This window comes from Streptomyces sp. NPDC015125, from assembly GCF_043080045.1.
GTDB lineage: Bacteria > Actinomycetota > Actinomycetes > Streptomycetales > Streptomycetaceae > Streptomyces.
In genome coordinates this window covers 1-17,806 of sequence record NZ_JBIBVF010000009.1, presented here as the reverse complement: position 1 = coordinate 17,806, position 17,806 = coordinate 1, and the positions used below count along the sequence as shown (strand labels likewise).

17 protein-coding genes and 1 rRNA gene are annotated in these 17,806 nt (G+C 70.6%); 10 read left to right on the top strand and 8 right to left on the bottom strand.

Features of this window, described 5'->3' with window-relative positions:
- Positions 1–9: 9 nt before the first annotated feature.
- The gene (gene pstB / locus ACF088_RS20455) at positions 10–786 is read left to right on the top strand and encodes a phosphate ABC transporter ATP-binding protein PstB (RefSeq protein ID WP_392377187.1); all 777 of its coding nucleotides are present in this window, start codon (positions 10–12) and stop codon (positions 784–786) included.
- A gap of 244 nt (positions 787–1,030) precedes the next feature.
- On the opposite strand, the gene ACF088_RS20450 is transcribed toward pstB, so the two are convergent.
- Both ACF088_RS20450 and ACF088_RS20445 read right to left on the bottom strand, forming a co-directional pair.
- Positions 1,031–2,029, bottom strand: a complete 999-nt coding sequence (locus tag ACF088_RS20450) for an anion permease (protein ID WP_392377186.1) — start codon at positions 2,027–2,029, stop codon at positions 1,031–1,033.
- 9 nt (positions 2,030–2,038) lie between these two features.
- Entirely contained in the window at positions 2,039–2,659 is a 621-nt protein-coding gene (locus ACF088_RS20445) for a DUF47 domain-containing protein (protein ID WP_026170326.1), read from the bottom strand.
- Between the two features lie 194 nt (positions 2,660–2,853).
- Here ACF088_RS20445 and ACF088_RS20440 point away from each other — a divergent pair, with 194 nt between their 5' ends.
- The gene (locus tag ACF088_RS20440) at positions 2,854–3,294 is read left to right on the top strand and encodes a metal-sensitive transcriptional regulator (RefSeq protein ID WP_392377185.1); all 441 of its coding nucleotides are present in this window, start codon (positions 2,854–2,856) and stop codon (positions 3,292–3,294) included.
- A gap of 39 nt (positions 3,295–3,333) precedes the next feature.
- Here the strand turns inward: ACF088_RS20440 and ACF088_RS20435 are convergent, their stop codons facing one another.
- Positions 3,334–3,555, bottom strand: coding sequence for a hypothetical protein (locus ACF088_RS20435; RefSeq protein WP_392377376.1), 222 nt, complete (start codon positions 3,553–3,555; stop codon positions 3,334–3,336).
- Between the two features lie 143 nt (positions 3,556–3,698).
- Positions 3,699–4,559 (bottom strand): hypothetical protein, encoded by an 861-nt coding sequence (locus ACF088_RS20430; protein ID WP_392377184.1) that lies wholly within the window; start codon positions 4,557–4,559, stop codon positions 3,699–3,701.
- Positions 4,560–4,731: 172 nt separating this feature from the next.
- Between ACF088_RS20430 and ACF088_RS20425 the strand changes: the two genes are divergently transcribed.
- Both ACF088_RS20425 and ACF088_RS20420 read left to right on the top strand, forming a co-directional pair.
- Positions 4,732–4,923 (top strand): hypothetical protein, encoded by a 192-nt coding sequence (locus ACF088_RS20425; RefSeq protein ID WP_392377183.1) that lies wholly within the window; start codon positions 4,732–4,734, stop codon positions 4,921–4,923.
- Between the two features lie 255 nt (positions 4,924–5,178).
- Positions 5,179–6,789: an FAD-binding oxidoreductase gene (locus tag ACF088_RS20420; protein WP_392377182.1), complete on the top strand. Its 1,611-nt coding sequence runs from the start codon at positions 5,179–5,181 to the stop codon at positions 6,787–6,789.
- 143 nt (positions 6,790–6,932) lie between these two features.
- On the opposite strand, the gene ACF088_RS20415 is transcribed toward ACF088_RS20420, so the two are convergent.
- Positions 6,933–7,652 carry a phosphatase PAP2 family protein gene (locus ACF088_RS20415; protein ID WP_392377181.1) on the bottom strand — a complete coding sequence of 240 codons (720 nt, stop codon included), beginning with the start codon at positions 7,650–7,652 and terminating at the stop codon, positions 6,933–6,935.
- Positions 7,653–7,857: 205 nt separating this feature from the next.
- Positions 7,858–8,862: an NlpC/P60 family protein gene (locus tag ACF088_RS20410; protein WP_392377180.1), complete on the bottom strand. Its 1,005-nt coding sequence runs from the start codon at positions 8,860–8,862 to the stop codon at positions 7,858–7,860.
- Between the two features lie 507 nt (positions 8,863–9,369).
- Here ACF088_RS20410 and ACF088_RS20405 point away from each other — a divergent pair.
- The 6 genes from ACF088_RS20405 to ACF088_RS20380 all read left to right on the top strand — a co-directional run bounded on the left by ACF088_RS20405 (position 9,370) and on the right by ACF088_RS20380 (position 17,032).
- Complete coding sequence (locus tag ACF088_RS20405; protein ID WP_006603970.1) at positions 9,370–9,678, top strand: hypothetical protein; 309 nt, start codon at positions 9,370–9,372, stop codon at positions 9,676–9,678.
- 492 nt (positions 9,679–10,170) lie between these two features.
- Positions 10,171–11,025, top strand: a complete 855-nt coding sequence (locus tag ACF088_RS20400) for a hypothetical protein (protein ID WP_392377179.1) — start codon at positions 10,171–10,173, stop codon at positions 11,023–11,025.
- The gene (locus tag ACF088_RS20395; protein WP_392377178.1) at positions 11,015–12,340 is read left to right on the top strand and encodes a hypothetical protein; all 1,326 of its coding nucleotides are present in this window, start codon (positions 11,015–11,017) and stop codon (positions 12,338–12,340) included. Before ACF088_RS20400 ends, ACF088_RS20395 begins: the two co-directional genes overlap by 11 nt.
- A complete protein-coding gene (locus ACF088_RS20390) occupies positions 12,337–13,899 on the top strand; it encodes an SCO6880 family protein (RefSeq protein WP_392377177.1) in 1,563 nt (520 codons plus the stop codon). The genes ACF088_RS20395 and ACF088_RS20390 overlap by 4 nt, the downstream gene beginning before the upstream one ends.
- Positions 13,900–13,928: 29 nt before the next feature.
- Positions 13,929–15,371, top strand: coding sequence for an ATP-binding protein (locus ACF088_RS20385; protein WP_392377375.1), 1,443 nt, complete (start codon positions 13,929–13,931; stop codon positions 15,369–15,371).
- Entirely contained in the window at positions 15,368–17,032 is a 1,665-nt protein-coding gene (locus ACF088_RS20380; protein WP_392377176.1) for a TraM recognition domain-containing protein, read from the top strand. Before ACF088_RS20385 ends, ACF088_RS20380 begins: the two co-directional genes overlap by 4 nt.
- A gap of 29 nt (positions 17,033–17,061) precedes the next feature.
- Here ACF088_RS20380 and ACF088_RS20375 read toward each other — a convergent pair whose 3' ends face one another.
- Both ACF088_RS20375 and rrf read right to left on the bottom strand, forming a co-directional pair.
- The gene (locus tag ACF088_RS20375; RefSeq protein ID WP_392377175.1) at positions 17,062–17,586 is read right to left on the bottom strand and encodes a GNAT family N-acetyltransferase; all 525 of its coding nucleotides are present in this window, start codon (positions 17,584–17,586) and stop codon (positions 17,062–17,064) included.
- A 128-nt stretch (positions 17,587–17,714) separates the two neighbouring features.
- Positions 17,715–17,806 (bottom strand): 5S ribosomal RNA (rrf, locus tag ACF088_RS20370); the annotation flags it as partial.

Genomic DNA, 17,806 nt, shown 5'->3' with positions numbered 1-17,806 from the left:
GTGATTTCCATGGCCAAGCGAATCGACGTCAGCGGCCTCTCCGCGTACTACGGCAGCCACAAGGCCATCGACGACATCTCGATGACCGTCGAGCCGCGCTCCGTGACGGCCTTCATCGGCCCGTCCGGCTGCGGCAAGTCGACGTTTCTGCGCACCCTGAACCGGATGCACGAGGTCACGCCCGGCGGCCGCGTCGAGGGCAAGGTGATGCTGGACGACGAGAACCTCTACGGCTCCGGGGTCGACCCGGTCGCCGTCCGCCGCACCGTCGGCATGGTCTTCCAGCGCCCCAACCCGTTCCCCACGATGTCGATCTTCGACAATGTCGCGGCCGGTCTGCGGCTGAACGGCTCGCGCAAGAAGAGCGAGCTCAAGGACATCGTCGAGAAGTCCCTCAAGGGCGCCAACCTCTGGAACGAGGTCAAGGACCGCCTCAACAAGCCCGGCTCGGGCCTGTCCGGCGGCCAGCAGCAGCGGCTGTGCATCGCCCGTGCCATAGCCGTCGAGCCGCAGGTGCTGCTGATGGACGAGCCCTGCTCGGCGCTCGACCCGATCTCCACCCTCGCCATCGAGGACCTGATCGGCGAGCTCAAGGAGCGCTTCACGATCGTCATCGTGACGCACAACATGCAGCAGGCCGCGCGCGTCTCGGACCGTACGGCGTTCTTCAACCTCGCCGCGGTCGGCCAGCCCGGCAAGCTGGTCGAGATCGACGAGACCGAGCGGATCTTCTCCAACCCGTCGGTCCAGGCCACGGAGGACTACATCTCCGGCCGCTTCGGCTGAGCAACGAGTGCGGCCCGGCCGCTCGGGCCGGGCCGCCCCCACCACGTCCTGCGGTGCTGCATGGCGGTGCCACCGCAAGGCGAAGGGCCCGCCCCTCTTCCCGGGGGCGGGCCCGTTCTGTGTGCTCTGCGGCGGTATCCGGCTGTGTGCTCCGCAGCCGTATCCGGCCTCCGGTCCGAGGCCGGTGGCCCGGGCGCGGGCGCGGGCGCGGGCCACAACCTGCCCGGCCGCGCAGCGGCGTCGGTCAGCCGAAGGCCAGCCGGATCAGCCAGAACGCCAGCGCCGCGACCAGCGCCGCCGCCGGCATGGTGATGAACCAGCCCATCACGATGTTCTTGGCGACGCCCCAGCGCACCGCGCGCGGGCCCTTGGTCGAGCCGACGCCCATGATCGCGGAGGTGATGACATGGGTCGTGGAGATCGGCGCCTGGAACATGAACGACGCGGTGTACATGACCGAGGCGGCCGTGGTCTCCGCGGCGAAGCCCTGCGGCGGGTCCAGCTCGATGATGCGGCGGCCCAGGGTGCGCATGATGCGCCAGCCACCCGCGTACGTACCGAGCGAGAGGGTGAGCGCACAGGCCAGCTTGACCCAGATCGGGATGGCGTCGTCCGCGTCCTCGACATCGGCGATGACCAGGGCCATCACCACGACACCCATGGTCTTCTGGGCGTCCTGCAGACCGTGGCCGAGCGCCATACCGGCGGCCGAGACGGTCTGGGCTATGCGGAAGCCGCGCTTGGCCTTGTGCGGGTTGGACTTACGGAACATCCAGAGGATGACGACCATCACCAGATAGCCGAGCACCAGGCCGATGACCGGCGAGATGAACATCGGCAGGACGACCTTCTCGATCACGCCGCCCCAGATGACCTTGGTGCCGCCGGCGAGCGCCGCACCGACCATGCCGCCGAACAAGGCGTGCGAGGACGAGGACGGCAGGCCGAAGTACCAGGTGACGAGGTTCCAGACCACCGCGCCGAGCAGCGCGGCAAAGAGAATGCCCATCCCCTGGTTGCCCTGGGGAGTGGCGATCAGCCCTTCGCTGACCGTCTTGGCGACCCCGCTGCCGAGAAACGCACCGGCGAGGTTCATCACGGCGGCCATCGCCAGCGCCGCGCGCGGGGTCAGTGCCCGCGTCGAGACCGAGGTCGCGATGGCGTTCGCGGAGTCGTGGAAGCCGTTGGTATAGGTGAATCCGAGCGCGACCACAATGGTCACGACGAGCGCGAAGGTCTCCATGGGCGGCGCTCAGGACTCCTTGACCGCGATGGTCTCGACCGTGTTGGCGACATGCTCGAACGCGTCCGCCGCCTCTTCCAGGATGTCCACGATCTGCTTGAGCTTGAGGACCTCGATGGCGTCGTACTTGCCGTTGAAGAGGTGCGCCAGCAGCTTGCGGTGGATCTGATCGGCCTGGTTCTCCAGGCGGTTGACCTCGATCCAGTACTCGGTGAGGTTGGTCATGGTCCGCAGATGCGGCATGGCCTCGGCGGTCAGCTCGGCCGCCCGTGCCAGTACCTCGATCTGCTGGTCGACGCCCTTGGGGAGCTCCTCGACCTTGTAGAGGACGACCAGGTCGACCGCCTCTTCCATGAAGTCCATGATGTCGTCGAGCGACGAGGCCAGGTTGTAGATGTCCTCGCGGTCGAACGGCGTGATGAACGAGGAGTTCAGCTGGTGGAAGATCGCGTGGGTCGCGTCATCACCCGCGTGCTCCGCCGCCCGCATCCGCTCGGCGATCTCTGCGCGAGCGGAGGCGTCCGCCCCGAGCAGTTCCATCAGGAGCTTGGAGCCCGTGACGATGTTGTCCGCGGAGGCGGCGAACATGTCGTAGAAGCTCGTCTCCCTGGGGGTCAGACGAAAGCGCACGTGAAATCCTCGGGGTGCATCGGATTCGGTCGAGTTGATGCTAGGCGCATCATCCAGCCACAGCTAACCGGCATTCCTTCAGTGTCGCCCATCGTGCAGCATGCTCTGCACGGGGTACCACAGGTGCCCGCAAAGTTCGGTACCATATACCCACCAGGGGTATATAGATCGCCTAGATACCACGGGAGACGGCCATGACGACCACGGACGCCGACACCACCGGCAGCGCCGCAGCCGCCGCGGCCTGCCACCCCCGGCAGCCGGACACCGACCCCCGGGACGCAGCTCAAACCGTGACCGATAACGCAGAGACTTCGGCGCCATCCGGCACCCACGGCTACGCACAGCAGAAAGACGCACACATCAAGCGACTGCGCCGGATCGAGGGCCAGATCCGCGGACTGCAGCGGATGCTCGAAGAGGACGTCTACTGCATCGACATACTCACCCAGGTCTCGGCGAGCACGAAGGGCCTGCAGTCCTTCGGCCTCCAGCTCCTGGAAGAACATCTGCGGCACTGCGTCGCCGCTGCGGTCCTTGAGAGCTCCGCTCCGGGGGCCGTCCAGGGCCCCGAGGCCATCGACGCCAAGGTCCAGGAGGCCACCAAGGCCATCGAACGGATGCTGCGCACCTGAGCCGGCCGGCCCGGCGCACCCCGCGCCACGGGACAGCCCTCAGCCGGGAGAGCGTCCCGCGGGCCCGGGCCGACGGCGCGCCCGGCCCATGCCGTCGCCGCCCTCCCCGTCGACCTCCAGCACCTCGTCGATGCGGTCCGGGCTGAGCCGGTCCTCGCTCGCCGCCGCGGCCGCGATCATCAACTCACCGGTCAGGTCGATCTCGACGAGGGCTACGTAGTCCTGGACCGTCGTAGGGCGGTGTCCGGCCACGTACCACACCTCCTCTTTCGAGCGCCTTCCCACGCCTTGGGTGGTTACCGTCAGCGTAAGGACGGGCGCACGCTCCGCGCATGGCACGGATGGACCATTTCCGCCATCCGGCAAGCGCCCCCGTCACATGCCCTCCCGCACCGCGCCCATCCCTACGGCGCGGGCGAAGCGATCTTCCCCGCATAGATGTCGCGCTCATCCGGCAGGTGCACCACGACCTTTGTCCCGAAATCTGACAGTTCCGTGGTGGACGTCACCGATACCCCCTTCGGCGCACCGTTGGCGTAGCGGAACCACTGGCGCACCTTGCGCAGCCGCCCGTCCTCGTCCAGATACGCCTCGAACGGCACCGCGTCGGTGGTGAACCCCTGCTCCGCGGCGACCAGCGCGGGCCTCGTACGCGGCGACGCCTCCCGGGCGGCCGTCCCGATGTCCGTCGTCCCGCGGTAGTGCCGCACCATCACGCCGTCCAGCCGCTCCTCACCCTGGTAGGTCACCTCCCGCGCGCCGCGCAGCAGTTCCGCGGCGGCCAGCGGATCGGTCGCCCCGCCGGTGACCAGATTCCCGTCGCTCAGGGAGGCGGTGTCCACCCGCACCCACTTGTCGGCGGGCACCCCCGCCCCGCGGTTCTTCATGAACAGCGCACCGGGCGCGAGGATCTCCGTGACCGGCTGATGACCGCCGCCGGTCCGGCCCGCGGGGTCGGGGAGCACGACCCGCAGCCGGCCGGTGCTCGTGGCGAAGTCGTAGCCGCCGGCGCCCCGGATGGCGACACGGGTGCCGCCGCTCGTCGTCTCCATGGACGTACGGACCCTGGCGGAGCCGGCCCGCAGCAGGACGGCGGCGCTGCCTCGGACCTCCGCGGCGGCAGCGGTCCGGCCGGACGGCTCCTGGTCGTCGGCCACGGCCCCGTCCGGTGAACAGCCCGTCGTCAGCAGCCCGACCGCCAGACCCGTCCCGCATGCCACGGCCACGACGACCGCGCCGCCGCCTCGCCTGTCCTGCACCACCATCGCGTACGAGCCCCCTCGGCCGCTGTCTTCGGGACCGGCCTGGGCCGGCCGGTCCGCTCGGGAGGGTCACACGTTCCGCCACCGCCGCCTCTGACGTTCCGTCGACCGCTCGGTTCAACGACCGTCAAGGGGGCTCGTCACGCAAGGCACCTGGGACGCGTAGCGTGACGGGGTGCCCCACCGAGCCCCCCATACGACCTCCACCACCGAGAGCGGTTCCTTCTGCACGGCCCGCTGCACCTGCGGCTGGCGGGGGCCGGCCCGCCGTGCCCGCTCTCAGGCGCGTACGGACGCGGAGCACCATCTGGCCGACGCGGCGGCCGGACCGGGTGCGGACACCGGCCCCGAGCGCCCCATGGAATGAACGAGTCCGTTCCGGGAACCCTCAACGCCCTTACGGCATCTGCCTAGTGAGGGGAGTTCGCGCACCACACCGGTAACGGACGTCACGGACGGCACCGGACAGTGCGGAGCAATACCGGGCACAGCGGAACGTGAGTGGGGCGCGCCGCCGCAACCGCCCGGTGCGGCCCTCCCTGCACGCGCCCCGTGACCGGCGGCCGGGCCCATCGGCAGGCGGGGCAGGACCGTACAAAAACATCGAGGGGGATTCATCCCAGTGAAGCGGCGCACACTCCTGCAGGCCGGCGGCGGACTGGCGGCGGCCTCGGTCGCCCTGGCCACCGGCTGCGACGACAAGACCGGCAAGGCGGGTGCGGCGTCCTCCGCGTCGGGCACCGGCACCGCTGCGGCACAGAGCAATGCGGCCTCCGCCCCCGCGGGGGCCGCCGTCCACAGCCGGGCCTCCCAGACCTCCTGGACCGCGCTGGGCAAGAGCCTGGACGGCAAGCTGGTGCGGGCCTCCGACGCCGCCTACGCGACCGCCCGCCGCCTCTACAACACCCGCTACGACACGCTGAAGCCGTCGGCCATCGCCTATGTCGAGCACCCGGCGGACATCGCCGAGTGCCTCGCCTTCGCCCGGCGCTACGACACCCCGGTCGCCATCCGCAGCGGCGGCCACTCCTACGCCGGCTGGTCCAGCGGCAACGGCAAGCTCGTCATCGACGTCTCCGCCCTCTCCAAGGTCGGCACGCCGTCCGGCGGCACCACCAGCATCGGGGCCGGCGCCAAGCTCATCGACGTCTACGAGGGCCTCGGGGCGCACGGCGTGACGATACCCGGGGGCTCGTGCCCCACCGTCGGCATATCCGGTCTCACCCTCGGCGGCGGCCATGGCGTGGCCTCCCGTGCGTACGGGCTGACCTGCGACAGCCTCGTCGGCGCCACCCTGGTCACGGCCGACGGCAAGACCGTCGACTGCGACAAGAGCCGGCATTCCGACCTGTTCTGGGCGCTGCGCGGCGCCGGCAACGGCAACTTCGGCGTGGTGACCGAACTCCGCTTCCGTACGCATCCGGCGCCCCGCGCGGTGATGGCATACCTCACCTGGCCGTGGTCCAAGGCGGCGAAGGTCGTGGCGTCCTGGCAGAAGTGGGGGCCGGTGCAGGCCGACGAGATATGGTCCGCCTGCCATCTCGACGCCCGCCCCGGCAACACCCCGTCCGTCTCCGTCGCGGCCTTCTCCCTGGGCAGCTACGGCGACCTGAAGAACGCCCTCGACAAGCTCGCCGACCAGCCGGGCGGCCCCGGCCCCGCCAAGAGCGTCCACCTCACGCCGACCGGCTACCTGGACGCCATGGAGTCCTACGCGGGCTGCTCCTCCAAGTCCACCGCCCAGTGCCATATGCCGGGTTCGCTGCCCGGCCACACCGGCTCCGGGCAGCTGGGCCGCGAGACCTACGCCGCCCGCTCGCACTTCTTCGACCGCTCGCTGTCCACGGCCGGTATCCGCACCCTGATGGACCAGATCGAGGCGGGCGGCCGCAAGGGCGTCAACGGGAATGTGGCGCTGACGGCGCTGGGCGGCGCGATCAACCGCGTCGGGCGCACCGACACCGCCTTCGTCCACCGCGGCTCGCGGTTCCTCGCCCAGTACTTGACGTCCTGGCCGGCGAACGGCTCGTCCGCCACGCGCACAGCGTGGCTGAATTCCTTCCATGACGCGATGCGCCGCCATTCCTCGGGCGCCGCCTACCAGAACTACACCGACCCCGGCCTGACCGACTGGAAGTCCGCCTACTACGGCGCTGCCGCCACCCGCCTCGCCCAGGTCAAGCGGACCTACGACCCGCAGCGGCTGTTCAGCACCTTCCCGCAGGCGCTCTGACACCGCCCGGCACTGACACCGCCCGGCACACCGGCGGACACACGGACGGCCCGGCCCCGCAAGGGGGTCCGGGCCGTCCGCATCCGCCAGGTCGTCGCTCCCCGGGCCGTCAGACCGGTTCGTTCCTCCGGTCCGACCGCCCCTCAGGCCGCCAGGTCCTTGTCCCGCTCTTTGTGCCCCCGCGGCATCGCCGATCCGGTCGCCACCACCCGGCCGCCCTCGGCATCCTGCTCCGCGGCACCGCCCGCGCCCGGCGCCTGCACCAGCCACCCCACCTTCGACCGGCCGATCGCCGTCGTCAGCGGCTCCAGCAGCGCCTGCGCAAGCGGCGCGAGCAGCAGCGCGACGGCGGTGCCCAGCGCGAACCCGCCGATCACGTCGGTCGGGTAGTGCACGCCCATGTAGACGCGGCAGAAGCCCTCCGCGAGCGCCAGCGCGATCCCGATCAGGCCGTACTTGCGGTGGGCGACGAACAGGCCGACGCCGACCGCCATGGTGAGCGTCGCGTGATCGCTCACGAACGAGAAGTCGCTCTTGCCGGGGATCAGCACTTCCAGCCCGGCGTGGTCCTTGAACGGCCGGGGCCGCTCGACGAAGTTCCGGATCGGGATATTGGCCAGCAGCGCGAGGCCCGCGGCCAGCGGCGCCCAGACCAGGCCCGCGACGGCGGACGGCGCGCCCGGCTTACGGCGGGCGGACCACCAGGCGATCAGACACAGCACCCCGAGGCCGGCGATGATGCCGTACTCGCCGATGTACTCCATGGCCTTGTTGGCCCAGTGAGGGGCGTCCTTCGCGAGGCCGTTGATGCCGTCGAGCACGTCGACATCGGGGTTCGGCCCCTCGAGTGCGAGTCCAGCCATCTGCCACGGCCCCTTATCTTTCGCGCGCGCGAGCGCCGTCGTGTGCTGCCTGCCCCCGTGGTCGTCGAGCGTGTGCTGCGTCGAGCTCTGCTACGTCCCCACGACAAGGAAACGCGATGTCCACCCCTGCCGTTCCACTCTCCACCGGATGATCACCAGGACGTTATCGAAGCTTGATTCATCACTGCAGTTCAGGGCCCTATGTTCACGCAGCGTTCGTACCGGGCAGCGCTTTTGCGCCATCGGAGGTGACGCGGGTGGCACCGATGTAGTCCGGCGTATCGATCTTGTCGAACCGGATCACGGCCCCGGTGTACGGCGCGTTGATCATGTACCCACCACCCACATAGATCCCCACATGGTGGATCGACCGCGGGTCCTTCAGGTCGTAGGCGAAGAACACCAGGTCACCCGGGAGCAGCTCATCCCGCTTCGGATGCGCCCCGGCGTTCCACTGGTCGTTCGCCACCCGGGGCAGCTCGATACCCACGGAGTGGTACGCCGCCTGGGTCAGCCCCGAACAGTCGAACCGCCCGCCCTGTGCCGCCGTTCCCGTACCACCCCACAGATAGCGCGTACCGAGCTTCTCCTGCGCGAAGTAGATCGCCCCCGCGGCCTGCTTCGACGGCGCCACCGGACCCGACGGCGCCTCGAAGCTCTTCGCGAGCGTCGTGATCGTCTTCACGTAGTTCTGGGTCTCGCGGTACGGCGGCACCCCGTTGTACTGGATCACGCGGTACGCCCCCGCGTTGTACGCCGCGAGCATGTTGTGCGTGGCGTTGCCCGGCGCGCTCTTCACGTAGCCGGCCAGCTCACAGTCGTACGAGGCCGCCGACGCAATCGCGTCGTCCGGGTCCCACACGTCCTTCTTGCCGTCGCCGTTCCCGTCGACGCCGTGCGTCTGCCACGTCCCCGGGATGAACTGCGCCATGCCCTGGGCGGCCGCCGGGCTCTGTGCCTTCGGGTTCCACCCGCTCTCCTGATAGAGCTGTGCCGCCAGCAGTGCGGGGCTTATCGCCGGACAGAGCGCCCCCCACTTCTGCACCAGCGGCTGGTACTCGGCCGGCACCGCACCCTTCGCCAGCCCGAGCGCCCGCCCGCCGGCTCCGGCCAGCCGGGCCGCCACCGTGTACGTACCGATCACAAGCAGCCCGAGCAAGCAGAGCACCAGCCCTGTCCCGAGCCCACCGGCCACCCAGAATTTCCGCACGCCCCAACCCTCCCCCATTCAGCCCCGGTTCACTGCCTTTTTCCGGTCGCTCCGCGCGCGCCGTGCCGCTCCCGGCACAGCACGGCGGCGCACGACCCGGCGCAGGGGGCGCTTCGGCCCGGGGGCCGACCCCGCTCACGACGGCACCCGGAACACCGCCGGATGAGCGACACTGCACACGAGCCCCGCGACGGAACGAGGCCCGCGGAACCGGACAAGGACAGCAGATCACCGGCACCCGAACGGCCCCGGCCACGACGGCACGCCGGACCGGCCACCACTACTTCCGATGATCATTGCTCAGGGGTACCCCCCGTGATACACACAGTGACACCAGTCGGTTCAATGGACGGCGTGCGCCCACATCCACACGCCACTCCCACGGGATCCGTCAAAGAAAGCCGCCAAGTCGACAGCTGACGGCCCGTTTGTCAGCGAAGATAGAGACTGACCTGTGCCGCGCGGCACGGGCACGCAACTACCCATCAAGGGGCGGTGAGTTCACACATGTTCATTGCGGCCGAAAAAGGCGACATCACCACCATCATCGGCGGAATCGCCCCGGACTGGGGGCCGTTCGGGAGCCTGGGCAACGAGGCCCGCGTGATGATCGAGGTGGTCATGGCGGTGGCCATCCTGCTCTGCCTCGGCATCGCGATCTGGGGTGCCGCCAAGCAGCGCATCGGCGCCACCGCGCTGCGCGACACCTTCAGCGCCGAGCAGGGCAAGGGCCTGATCGTGGCCGGCCTGACCGGCGTCTTCATCATCGGCTCCCTGGGGACGCTGTTCACCATCGTCTACGGCATGGCGGTCTAGCGCGGCCACTTCCGAGGGCCTGCCGGGGCCGGCCGAGTGGTGCACACCCCGGCCCGCCCCCGTCCCCGGGCCGCTCCCCATGCGCCCCCGCCCGCCATCTCTCCGCCGTCCCGTGCCCCCACTCGCTCCCACCGGCCCCACCTCCCAGCCGAGGCCCCATGCTGACGCCCCCTCACGCCCGGCCCGACGGCCCCGCCCCCCGCGCCCTGGCCACCCCCGCCACCAGCGGACCGATTGGGCGGGCCGCTGCGCGGGGACAGGTGGACCCGGAAGCAAGAAGGCGCAAGAAGGCGACGGCAACCGCGGAGCAGGCGATGAGCACAAATGACCCAGAGTCCCCCATTCGCCTCTGCCGTACCGCATCTGAGGACCCGTCACGGTGAGATGTACTCGTACCGCTGCACCCGAGCCGGCGCCCGCGCGGCTACGGTCATATGAGGGCGGCACAACTACGGCACGCACGGCGACGGCGGCAGAGGGGGCACAGGCGCGATGAGTCTCAGTGACGACGGCGGCTACGGCGGCGACGGCCACCGCGGTCCCGAGACGGGCCAGACACGGACCAGACTTCCCGACAGCGACGGTGACATCTACGGCTCGGGACGGCGGCCCCGCGCCGGCATGTCCAGCCGCAACCTCGTCACCATCGTCGGCGTGATCGTCCTGCTGCTCGCGGCCATCGCCTTCGCCAACCGCGGCGGAAGCGGCAACAGCGAAACCCCCGCCGGCGACTCCCCCAAGGACACCGACCACGCCCAGCCCACCGCCCCCACCGGCACCAAGCCGGTCTCCGGCAAGAACGGGGGGATCGCGTCGGGCTTCGCCAAGACGGAGCAGGGGGCGCAGTCGGCGGCGGCGAATTATGCGGTGGCGCTCTCCAGCGGCGGAATGTACAAGTCAGCCCAGCGCGACGCGATCGTTGACGCCGTCTACACCTCCTCTGCGGCCGCGGACCGCAAGGAAAGCCTGCGCAAGATCTACACGGACCCCAAGTTCCTCAACAAGATCGGCCTCAAGGCGGACGGCAACGCACCCAGCGGGATGACCTTCGTGTCCCGGGCAAACCCGGCCGGGACGAAGGCCGAGAAGTTCGGGGGCACCACGGCCACGGTCGCAGTCTGGTACTCCACCTTGTTCGGCCTCGCCGGCCAGGGGTCCCAGAATCCGGTCGCGGAGAGCTGGTACACGTCCACGATGCAAATGCAGTGGGTGAACGGTGACTGGAAGGTCGCCGGCTTCACGCAGAAGGCCGGGCCGGCGCCGATCGGCGGCGACCAGGCCGCCGCGACGGCCAAGGACATGTCCCAGGCCGTCCAAGGTTTCGGAGGGTTCACGTATGCGAGGTAACAACGGACGTCGCGCCCTCACTGTTACCTCGGCGCTGGTCTGTCTGCAGGCAACGCTGATGGTCCTCTCCGCCCGCGCGCTCGCGGCTCCCTCGCCCAAGCCGAGTGAGGGCGCCTGCGATCTGCTCGCGGACAAGGCCAAGGAGCTCTGCGAACGACGGGGCGGGGGCAGTGGCAGCACACCGAGCCCTGGTGGCGGCGGCCTCACCGACAACAACCCCCTCGACCCCCTCGACTCCCTCGCCAAGGGCTGTGCCAAAGCCGCCGCCTGGATCGTCACCAAGCTCTCCGACGCGGTGAAGGCCACCTCCCAGGTGGACTTCACCAACACCGCCTTCCTGCGGCAGTACGCCGTCGTCTTCGCCGCCTCGACGATCCTCACCCTCGTCCTGTGGCTCCTGGCCGTCGCCAAGCGTGCGGTGCGCGGCGTGCGGCTCACCGAGGCGATCAGCGAGGCCGTCGGGTTCCTCTGGCTGACCGTGCTCGCCTCCGCCTTCACCCCGCTGATCCTCTACACGATCGTCTCGGCGACCGACGGGGTCACCGAGATCATCGCGAAGGGGACCGGGGCGCAGACCGACACCTTCTTCGGGGCGTTCTCGCAGGCGCTCACCAAGGGCACGGACATCGGCGGCGGCCCGATCATGCTGATCGTGGTGTCGCTGGTCTCCGTGCTCGCCGCCGGTGTGCTGTGGCTGGAGCTGGTGATCCGGGCCGCGCTGCTCTACGTCGGGGCGCTGCTCGGCACCGTCGTCTACGCCGGGCTCGTCGACAAGAACATGTGGGGCCATGTGCGCCGCTGGGCGGGCATCATGATCGCGGTGATCATGGTGAAGCCGGTCATTGTGATCGTGCTCGGCATCGCCGGTGCGCTCTCCCACGACAAGGGCCCGAACGCCTTCTCCGCCGTCGTCTCCGGCCTCGCGATCATCATCCTCGCCATCTTCGCCAGCGCGGTGATCTACCGCTTCGTCCCCGGCTTCGGCGACGAGATGGTCTCGGCCCGTACGAACAAGGGCCGGGCCACCGACGGCAGCCAGGCCGCCGCGATGATCTCCTCGCCCGCCGCGCTGGTGTCCCAGGGCATCAAGACCCACAGCTCCCGCCGGTCGGGCGGGGACGGCGGCGGGCAGCCACAGGGCGCGCAGGGCGGCCAGTCCCGGCCGGCCGACGCGGTGGCCGGCGGTGTCGCCGCGCACAGCTCCCGCACCGGCGGCGGCCGCTCCTCGGCCCCCGCCACCCCCGCCCCCCGTACGAACCCCGGCCCGGGCAGCAGCTCCCGCACCGGCAAATCAGCAGGAGGTGAGGGGCGTTGAGCACGCAGTCCCACCCGATCGCGCCGCGTCGCACATACCTGATCGGCCGCGCCCGGCCCAACGCGATCGTCGGCAAGAACCGCGAGACCGGTGAGATCGCGCTGATCATCGCGGGGGCGTTCCTCGGCATGATGTGCGGGCTGCTGGTGCCCATGCTGCCGCTGCGGATCGTGTCCCTCACCGGCTTCCCGATGCTGGCGCTCGCCCTCGTCTACGTGCCGTACAAGGGCCGTACGTTCTACAAGTGGTTCGAAATCCGGCGCAGCTTCCGCCGTACGGTCCGCCGCGGCGCCACCTACCGCTCCGGCGCCGCCGAGGCGGGCGTCCGGCTGGACGGCCGGGAGATCGAGATCGGCCCGCCGCCCGGCATCGGCCGGATCAACTGGCTCTCCGCGCCGTTCGGCCCGGACGAGATCGCGGTGCTGCTGCACGCCGACCGCAAGACGGTGACGGCGGCCATCGAGATCGAGGGGCCGGGCGTCGGCCTGCGCGACAGCGAGGACCAGGAGGCGCTGGTCGACCGCTTCGGGACGCTGCTCAAGCATGTGGCCAACGGCGACGGCTTCGTGACCCGGCTGCAGATGCTGGCCCGGACGCTGCCGGCCGACCCGGACGCCCACGCCAAGGACGTCGCCCAGCGCGGCGACCACTCCTCCCCCGACTGGCTGCAGGAGTCCTACGAACAGCTCCAGTCGATGGTCTCCACCTCCTCCGAGCAGCACCGCGCCTACCTCGTCGCCTGTATGCACTACACCCGCGAGCTGGCCGCCGAGGCGCACACCATGGCGCGCGCCGCCCACATGCACCGGGGCGGGCTGCTGCGCAAGAAGCTGGACCGCGACGCCGGTCTCGCCGTCGTCATGGCCCGTGAGCTGACCGATATCTGCGCCCGGCTCGCCGAGGCCGACATCCGGGTGCGCCAGCCCCTCGGGCAGTCCCGCCTCGCCTCCCTCGTGCACTCCATGTACGACCCGGACCACCCCATCGACCACATCCAGGCGATGAGCAAGCGCAACACCTGGCCGGCCGAGCTGGATGCGATGGAGCCGACGTATCTGCAGGCCAAGACGCGGGAGTCGACGACCCGCGCACCGTGGTGCCACGCCACCGCCTGGGTCAAGGAGTGGCCGCTGACCCCGGTGGGCGTCAACTTCCTCGCGCCCCTCCTGGTGCACACCCCGGACGTGATCCGCACGGTCGCGGTCTGCATGGACCTGGAGCCCACCGAGATCGCCATCGAGCGGATGCTCACGGAGAAGACGAACGACGACGCCGAGGCCAGCCGGGCGGCGAAGATGAACCGGGTCGTCGACCCGCGGGACGTCGCCCACCACGGCCGGGTCGACCAGCGGGGCGAGGACCTGGCCTCCGGCGCCGCCGGCGTCAACCTCGTCGGCTACCTCACGGTCTCCTCCCGCTCGCCCGAGGCGCTCGCCCGCGACAAGCGCACCATCCGCGCCTCGGCCGGCAAGTCCTACCTCAAGCTGGAGTGGTGCGACCGCGAGCACCACCGGGCGTTCGTCAACACCCTGCCGTTCGCGACCGGAATCCGCCGCTAAAGCCGCTGGGAGGCGCGTACGTCATGGCCATGCTCGATCCGCTCGGAGCGCTCACCGACGCGTTCACCAGCTTCCTGTTCGGGAAGGTGGAGACGACCCGGCTGCCCGTACGCACCTCCACCGGCCAGGCACAGGCGGTCTACCTGCCCACCGCGGCCCCGGGCCTCGGCGACTCCGGCGTGATCATCGGCCGTGAGGTCTACAGCGGCAAGGGCTACATCTACGACCCCTTCCAGCTGTACGGGCAGCAGCTACCGGCCCCGCACTGGCTGGTCCTCGGCGAGTCCGGCAACGGCAAGTCCGCACTGGAGAAGACCTATGTCCTGCGGCAGTTGAGGTTCCGTGACCGCCAGGTCGTGGTGCTCGACGCCCAGGGCGAGGACGGCGTCGGCGAGTGGAACCTCATCGCCCAGGAGCTGGGGATAACCCCCATCCGCCTGGACCCGACCGCCGCCCTCAACGGCGGCATCCGCCTCAACCCCCTCGACCCGTCGATCACCACCACCGGCCAGCTGGCCCTGCTGCGCACGATCATCGAGGTCGCGATGGGCCACGGCCTGGACGAGCGCTCCGGCTTCGCCCTCAAGGTCGCGCACGCCTACGTCACCGAGACCATCACCGCCCGGCAGCCCGTCCTGACCGATATCGTCGAGCAGCTGCGCCACCCGGAGGCGGAGTCGGCCGAGGCGATGAATGTCGACATAGACGACGTCCGGGCCTGGGGCCTGGACGTGGCGCTGGTCCTCGACCGCCTGGTCGACGGTGACCTGCGCGGGATGTTCGACGGTCCGACCTCGGCGGGCATCGACCTCGACGCACCGCTGATCGTCTTCGACCTCTCGCACATCGACCGCAACTCCATCGCGATGCCGATCCTGATGGCGATCGTCGGAGTCTGGCTGGAACACACCTGGATCCGCCCCGACCGCAAGAAGCGCATCTTCCTGGTGGAAGAGGCCTGGCACATCATCAACTCCCCCTTCGTCGCCCAGCTCTTCCAGCGGCTGCTGAAGTTCGGCCGGCGGCTCGGCCTGTCGTTCGTGGCCGTCGTCCACCACCTCAGCGATGTGGTCGACGGCGCCGCCGCACGGGAGGCCGCGGCGATCCTCAAAATGGCCTCGACCCGCACCATCTACGCCCAGAAGGCCGACGAGGCACGGGCCACGGGGCGGGTGCTCGGCCTGCCCCGCTGGGCCGTCGAGATCATCCCGACCCTCACCCCCGGCATCGCGGTCTGGGACGTCAACGGCAATGTCCAGGTCGTCAAACACCTCATCACCGAGGCCGAACGCCCACTGGTCTACACCGACCGGGCGATGACCGAGGCCTCCGCGATGTCCGAGGCGTCCGCCATGCCGACGGATGAGGCGCGCGCCCTCCAGGCGGCGGCGGACGCCGAGGCCGAGGCACGCGCCGAAGCCATGGCGATGGCGCGGCAGTGGAGAGACGAGTCGAGCGAGACGGTGGCGTGACGCGCGGATACGACGACGAACGAGGCGCCGGCCGGGGTTACCACCGCGACGCCCCCCGTGGCCGGGGCCGCGGCATCCCCGACTCCCTGCTGGTCGGACTGCTCGCCTTCCTGCTGGGCCTGACCCTGCTGGTGTGGACCGCCACCGGCCTGGCCGGCCTGTTCACCCATGGCGCCTGGCCCGACGGCGTCACCTACCCCGGCACACCGATGGCGCTGCGGCATCTGGTCTCGGCGCCGCACGACATGGCCGCCGCCTGGCCCGACACCCCCAAGGACCAGCTCTCCGGCTACGGCCTGTTCTGGGGCATCCTCATCGGCGAGCTGATGGTGCTGCTGGTCCTGACGATCTTCACGCTGGGGACGGTCACCCGCTATCGCGCCGTACAGGCGGAACGGCGGGCGAAGACCAGGGAGGCCCGGGAGGCGGCACACGACGCCCGCGAGACGGAACGGAACGCGCGGCAGGCCGGGGAGACGCGGCGGACCGGAGAGGCACAGGACCCCCGCAGCGCGGTCCGGGAGACGGCCCCCACCGCCCCGGAGCCCCCGGCGTACAGCGAGCACACGCCGGCCGGTTCGGCCGGCCCGGCCGTACCCGTCACACCGTCCCCACCGCCCCTCGACACCGCGGCCACGGCCACCGGCCCCGTCCCCGAGCAACGCACCGCGCCCCCGGCCGCCCCCGCGCTCCCGGGCGCCGAGACGACCGCCCCGCGCGCCGAACCCGCCCTCCCCCGGCTCCAGTTCGCCACCGACCGCGCCCGCACCCTCGCGGCGGCCCTCACCACCGCGGCCGCCGCACCGGGCCCCCTGATCGTCGCCACGACGGATCCCGCCCTCTGGTCCGACACCAAGGACACCCGCGCCAAGCTCGGCCCGCTGCTGACCTACGACCCCACCCACCGACTCGACACCCCGGCCCGGCTGCGCTGGTCACCGACCTCCGGCTGTACGGACCTCGCCACCGCCACCACCCGCGCCACCGCCCTGCTCGCCCCCGTACGCCCCGCCGGGGCGCTGGACTCGGCCGTCGCGGACGCCGCCCAGACCCTGCTGCGCTGCTGGCTGCACGCCGCCGCGGTGGACGGCCGCCCGTTCCGCCAACTGCACCGCTGGGCGCACACCACCGGCGCCGCCCAGGAGCCCGTACGCATCCTGCGCACCAGCGCCAAGGCCTCCGCAGGCCAGGCCGGCGAGCTGGAGTCGGTACTGACCGCCCACTCCGAACGCCGGGAAGCGGCCCAGCAATTGGTGGGACGGGCGCTGGCCGCCCTCTCCTCCATCCATATCCGGGATGCCTGCAATCCACTTCGAACGGATTCAGCTCTCCTCGAATCATTTATCGATGAGGGGGGAACGCTTTACGTGGTAGGCGACCCCATCGAGGATCCGCGTACCGACCCGGGTGCGATGCCCTTGCTCACCGCACTCCTCTCGCACGTGGTCGAGCACGGCCGCCGCATGGCCGAACGGTCATCTGACGGTCGGCTCGACCCACCACTCACCCTCGTCCTGGACGACATCGCGGCCCTCGCCCCGCTGCCCGCGCTCCCCGGCCTCCTCGAAACGGGCCGCAGCCGCGGACTGCTCACCCTGGCGACCATGCGCTCCCGCGAACAGGCCCGCGCCCGCTGGCCCCACCACACCCTGCCGGCCTGACGCCCGCCGCACAGGGCCCCCGCACCGCGCTACTCCCTCGTCAGCACCATCTCCCGCTCCAGCGCAGCCGGATCCTTCGGATCGGCGCCGGTCCGCCCCGTCTCCACGAAGCCCAGCGCCCGGTAGAACGCCGCGGCCCGCCCGTTCTCCTCGTGCACCCACAGCCGTGCCCTCTCGACCACCGGCTCGGTGAGCTCCCACGACCATCCGAGTGCCGCCCGGAACAACTCCCGCGCCAGCCCGGCCCCCCGGTGCTCGGGCCGCACATACACCCCCACGAGATGCGTCTGCGGCACCTCCTCGCCCGTTTCGACCAGGACCACCACCATGCCGCCCCACCTGCCGTCCGCGGCTTCCCCGATGAACGTCAGCGGCGCGACACCCTCTTCGCTGCACGCCGCCCGGCGTTGCCAGAGCTCGTCGGGCCGGCCGGCGGCCTCCTCCAGAGTCTCGTTGAACGCCACCCGGGCGACCGGATCCGCCAGGGCCGCCAGCCGCAGCTCCCTGAGCCGCCGCCACTCCTCCGCCTTCACCGGCCTGATCACATACGCCATACGGCACAGCATCCCGCCGCCCCGCCCCACGGGCCAGAGAATGCAGCCCCGGGAACCCAGAAAGGGGGACTGCCCCGGAACGCAGAAAAGCCCCGCACCATAAGGTGCGGGGCTTTCCCACAATGATTGTTCGGCGGCGTCCTACTCTCCCACAGGGTCCCCCCTGCAGTACCATCGGCGCTGAAAGGCTTAGCTTCCGGGTTCGAAATGTAACCGGGCG

Bases quoted from the DNA above. Each gene is read 5' to 3' on its own strand.
- ACF088_RS20400 (WP_392377179.1), top strand. From the start codon at position 10,171: ATGAGTCTCAGTGACGACGGCGGCTACGGCGGCGACGGCCACCGCGGT.
- ACF088_RS20415 (WP_392377181.1), bottom strand. From the start codon at position 7,652: ATGGCTGGACTCGCACTCGAGGGGCCGAACCCCGATGTCGACGTGCTC.
- ACF088_RS20450 (WP_392377186.1), bottom strand. From the start codon at position 2,029: ATGGAGACCTTCGCGCTCGTCGTGACCATTGTGGTCGCGCTCGGATTC.
- ACF088_RS20375 (WP_392377175.1), bottom strand. From the start codon at position 17,586: ATGGCGTATGTGATCAGGCCGGTGAAGGCGGAGGAGTGGCGGCGGCTC.
- ACF088_RS20395 (WP_392377178.1), top strand. From the start codon at position 11,015: ATGCGAGGTAACAACGGACGTCGCGCCCTCACTGTTACCTCGGCGCTG.
- ACF088_RS20405 (WP_006603970.1), top strand. From the start codon at position 9,370: ATGTTCATTGCGGCCGAAAAAGGCGACATCACCACCATCATCGGCGGA.
- pstB (WP_392377187.1), top strand. From the start codon at position 10: ATGGCCAAGCGAATCGACGTCAGCGGCCTCTCCGCGTACTACGGCAGC.
- ACF088_RS20430 (WP_392377184.1), bottom strand. From the start codon at position 4,559: ATGGTGGTGCAGGACAGGCGAGGCGGCGGCGCGGTCGTCGTGGCCGTG.
- ACF088_RS20440 (WP_392377185.1), top strand. From the start codon at position 2,854: ATGACGACCACGGACGCCGACACCACCGGCAGCGCCGCAGCCGCCGCG.
- ACF088_RS20385 (WP_392377375.1), top strand. From the start codon at position 13,929: ATGCTCGATCCGCTCGGAGCGCTCACCGACGCGTTCACCAGCTTCCTG.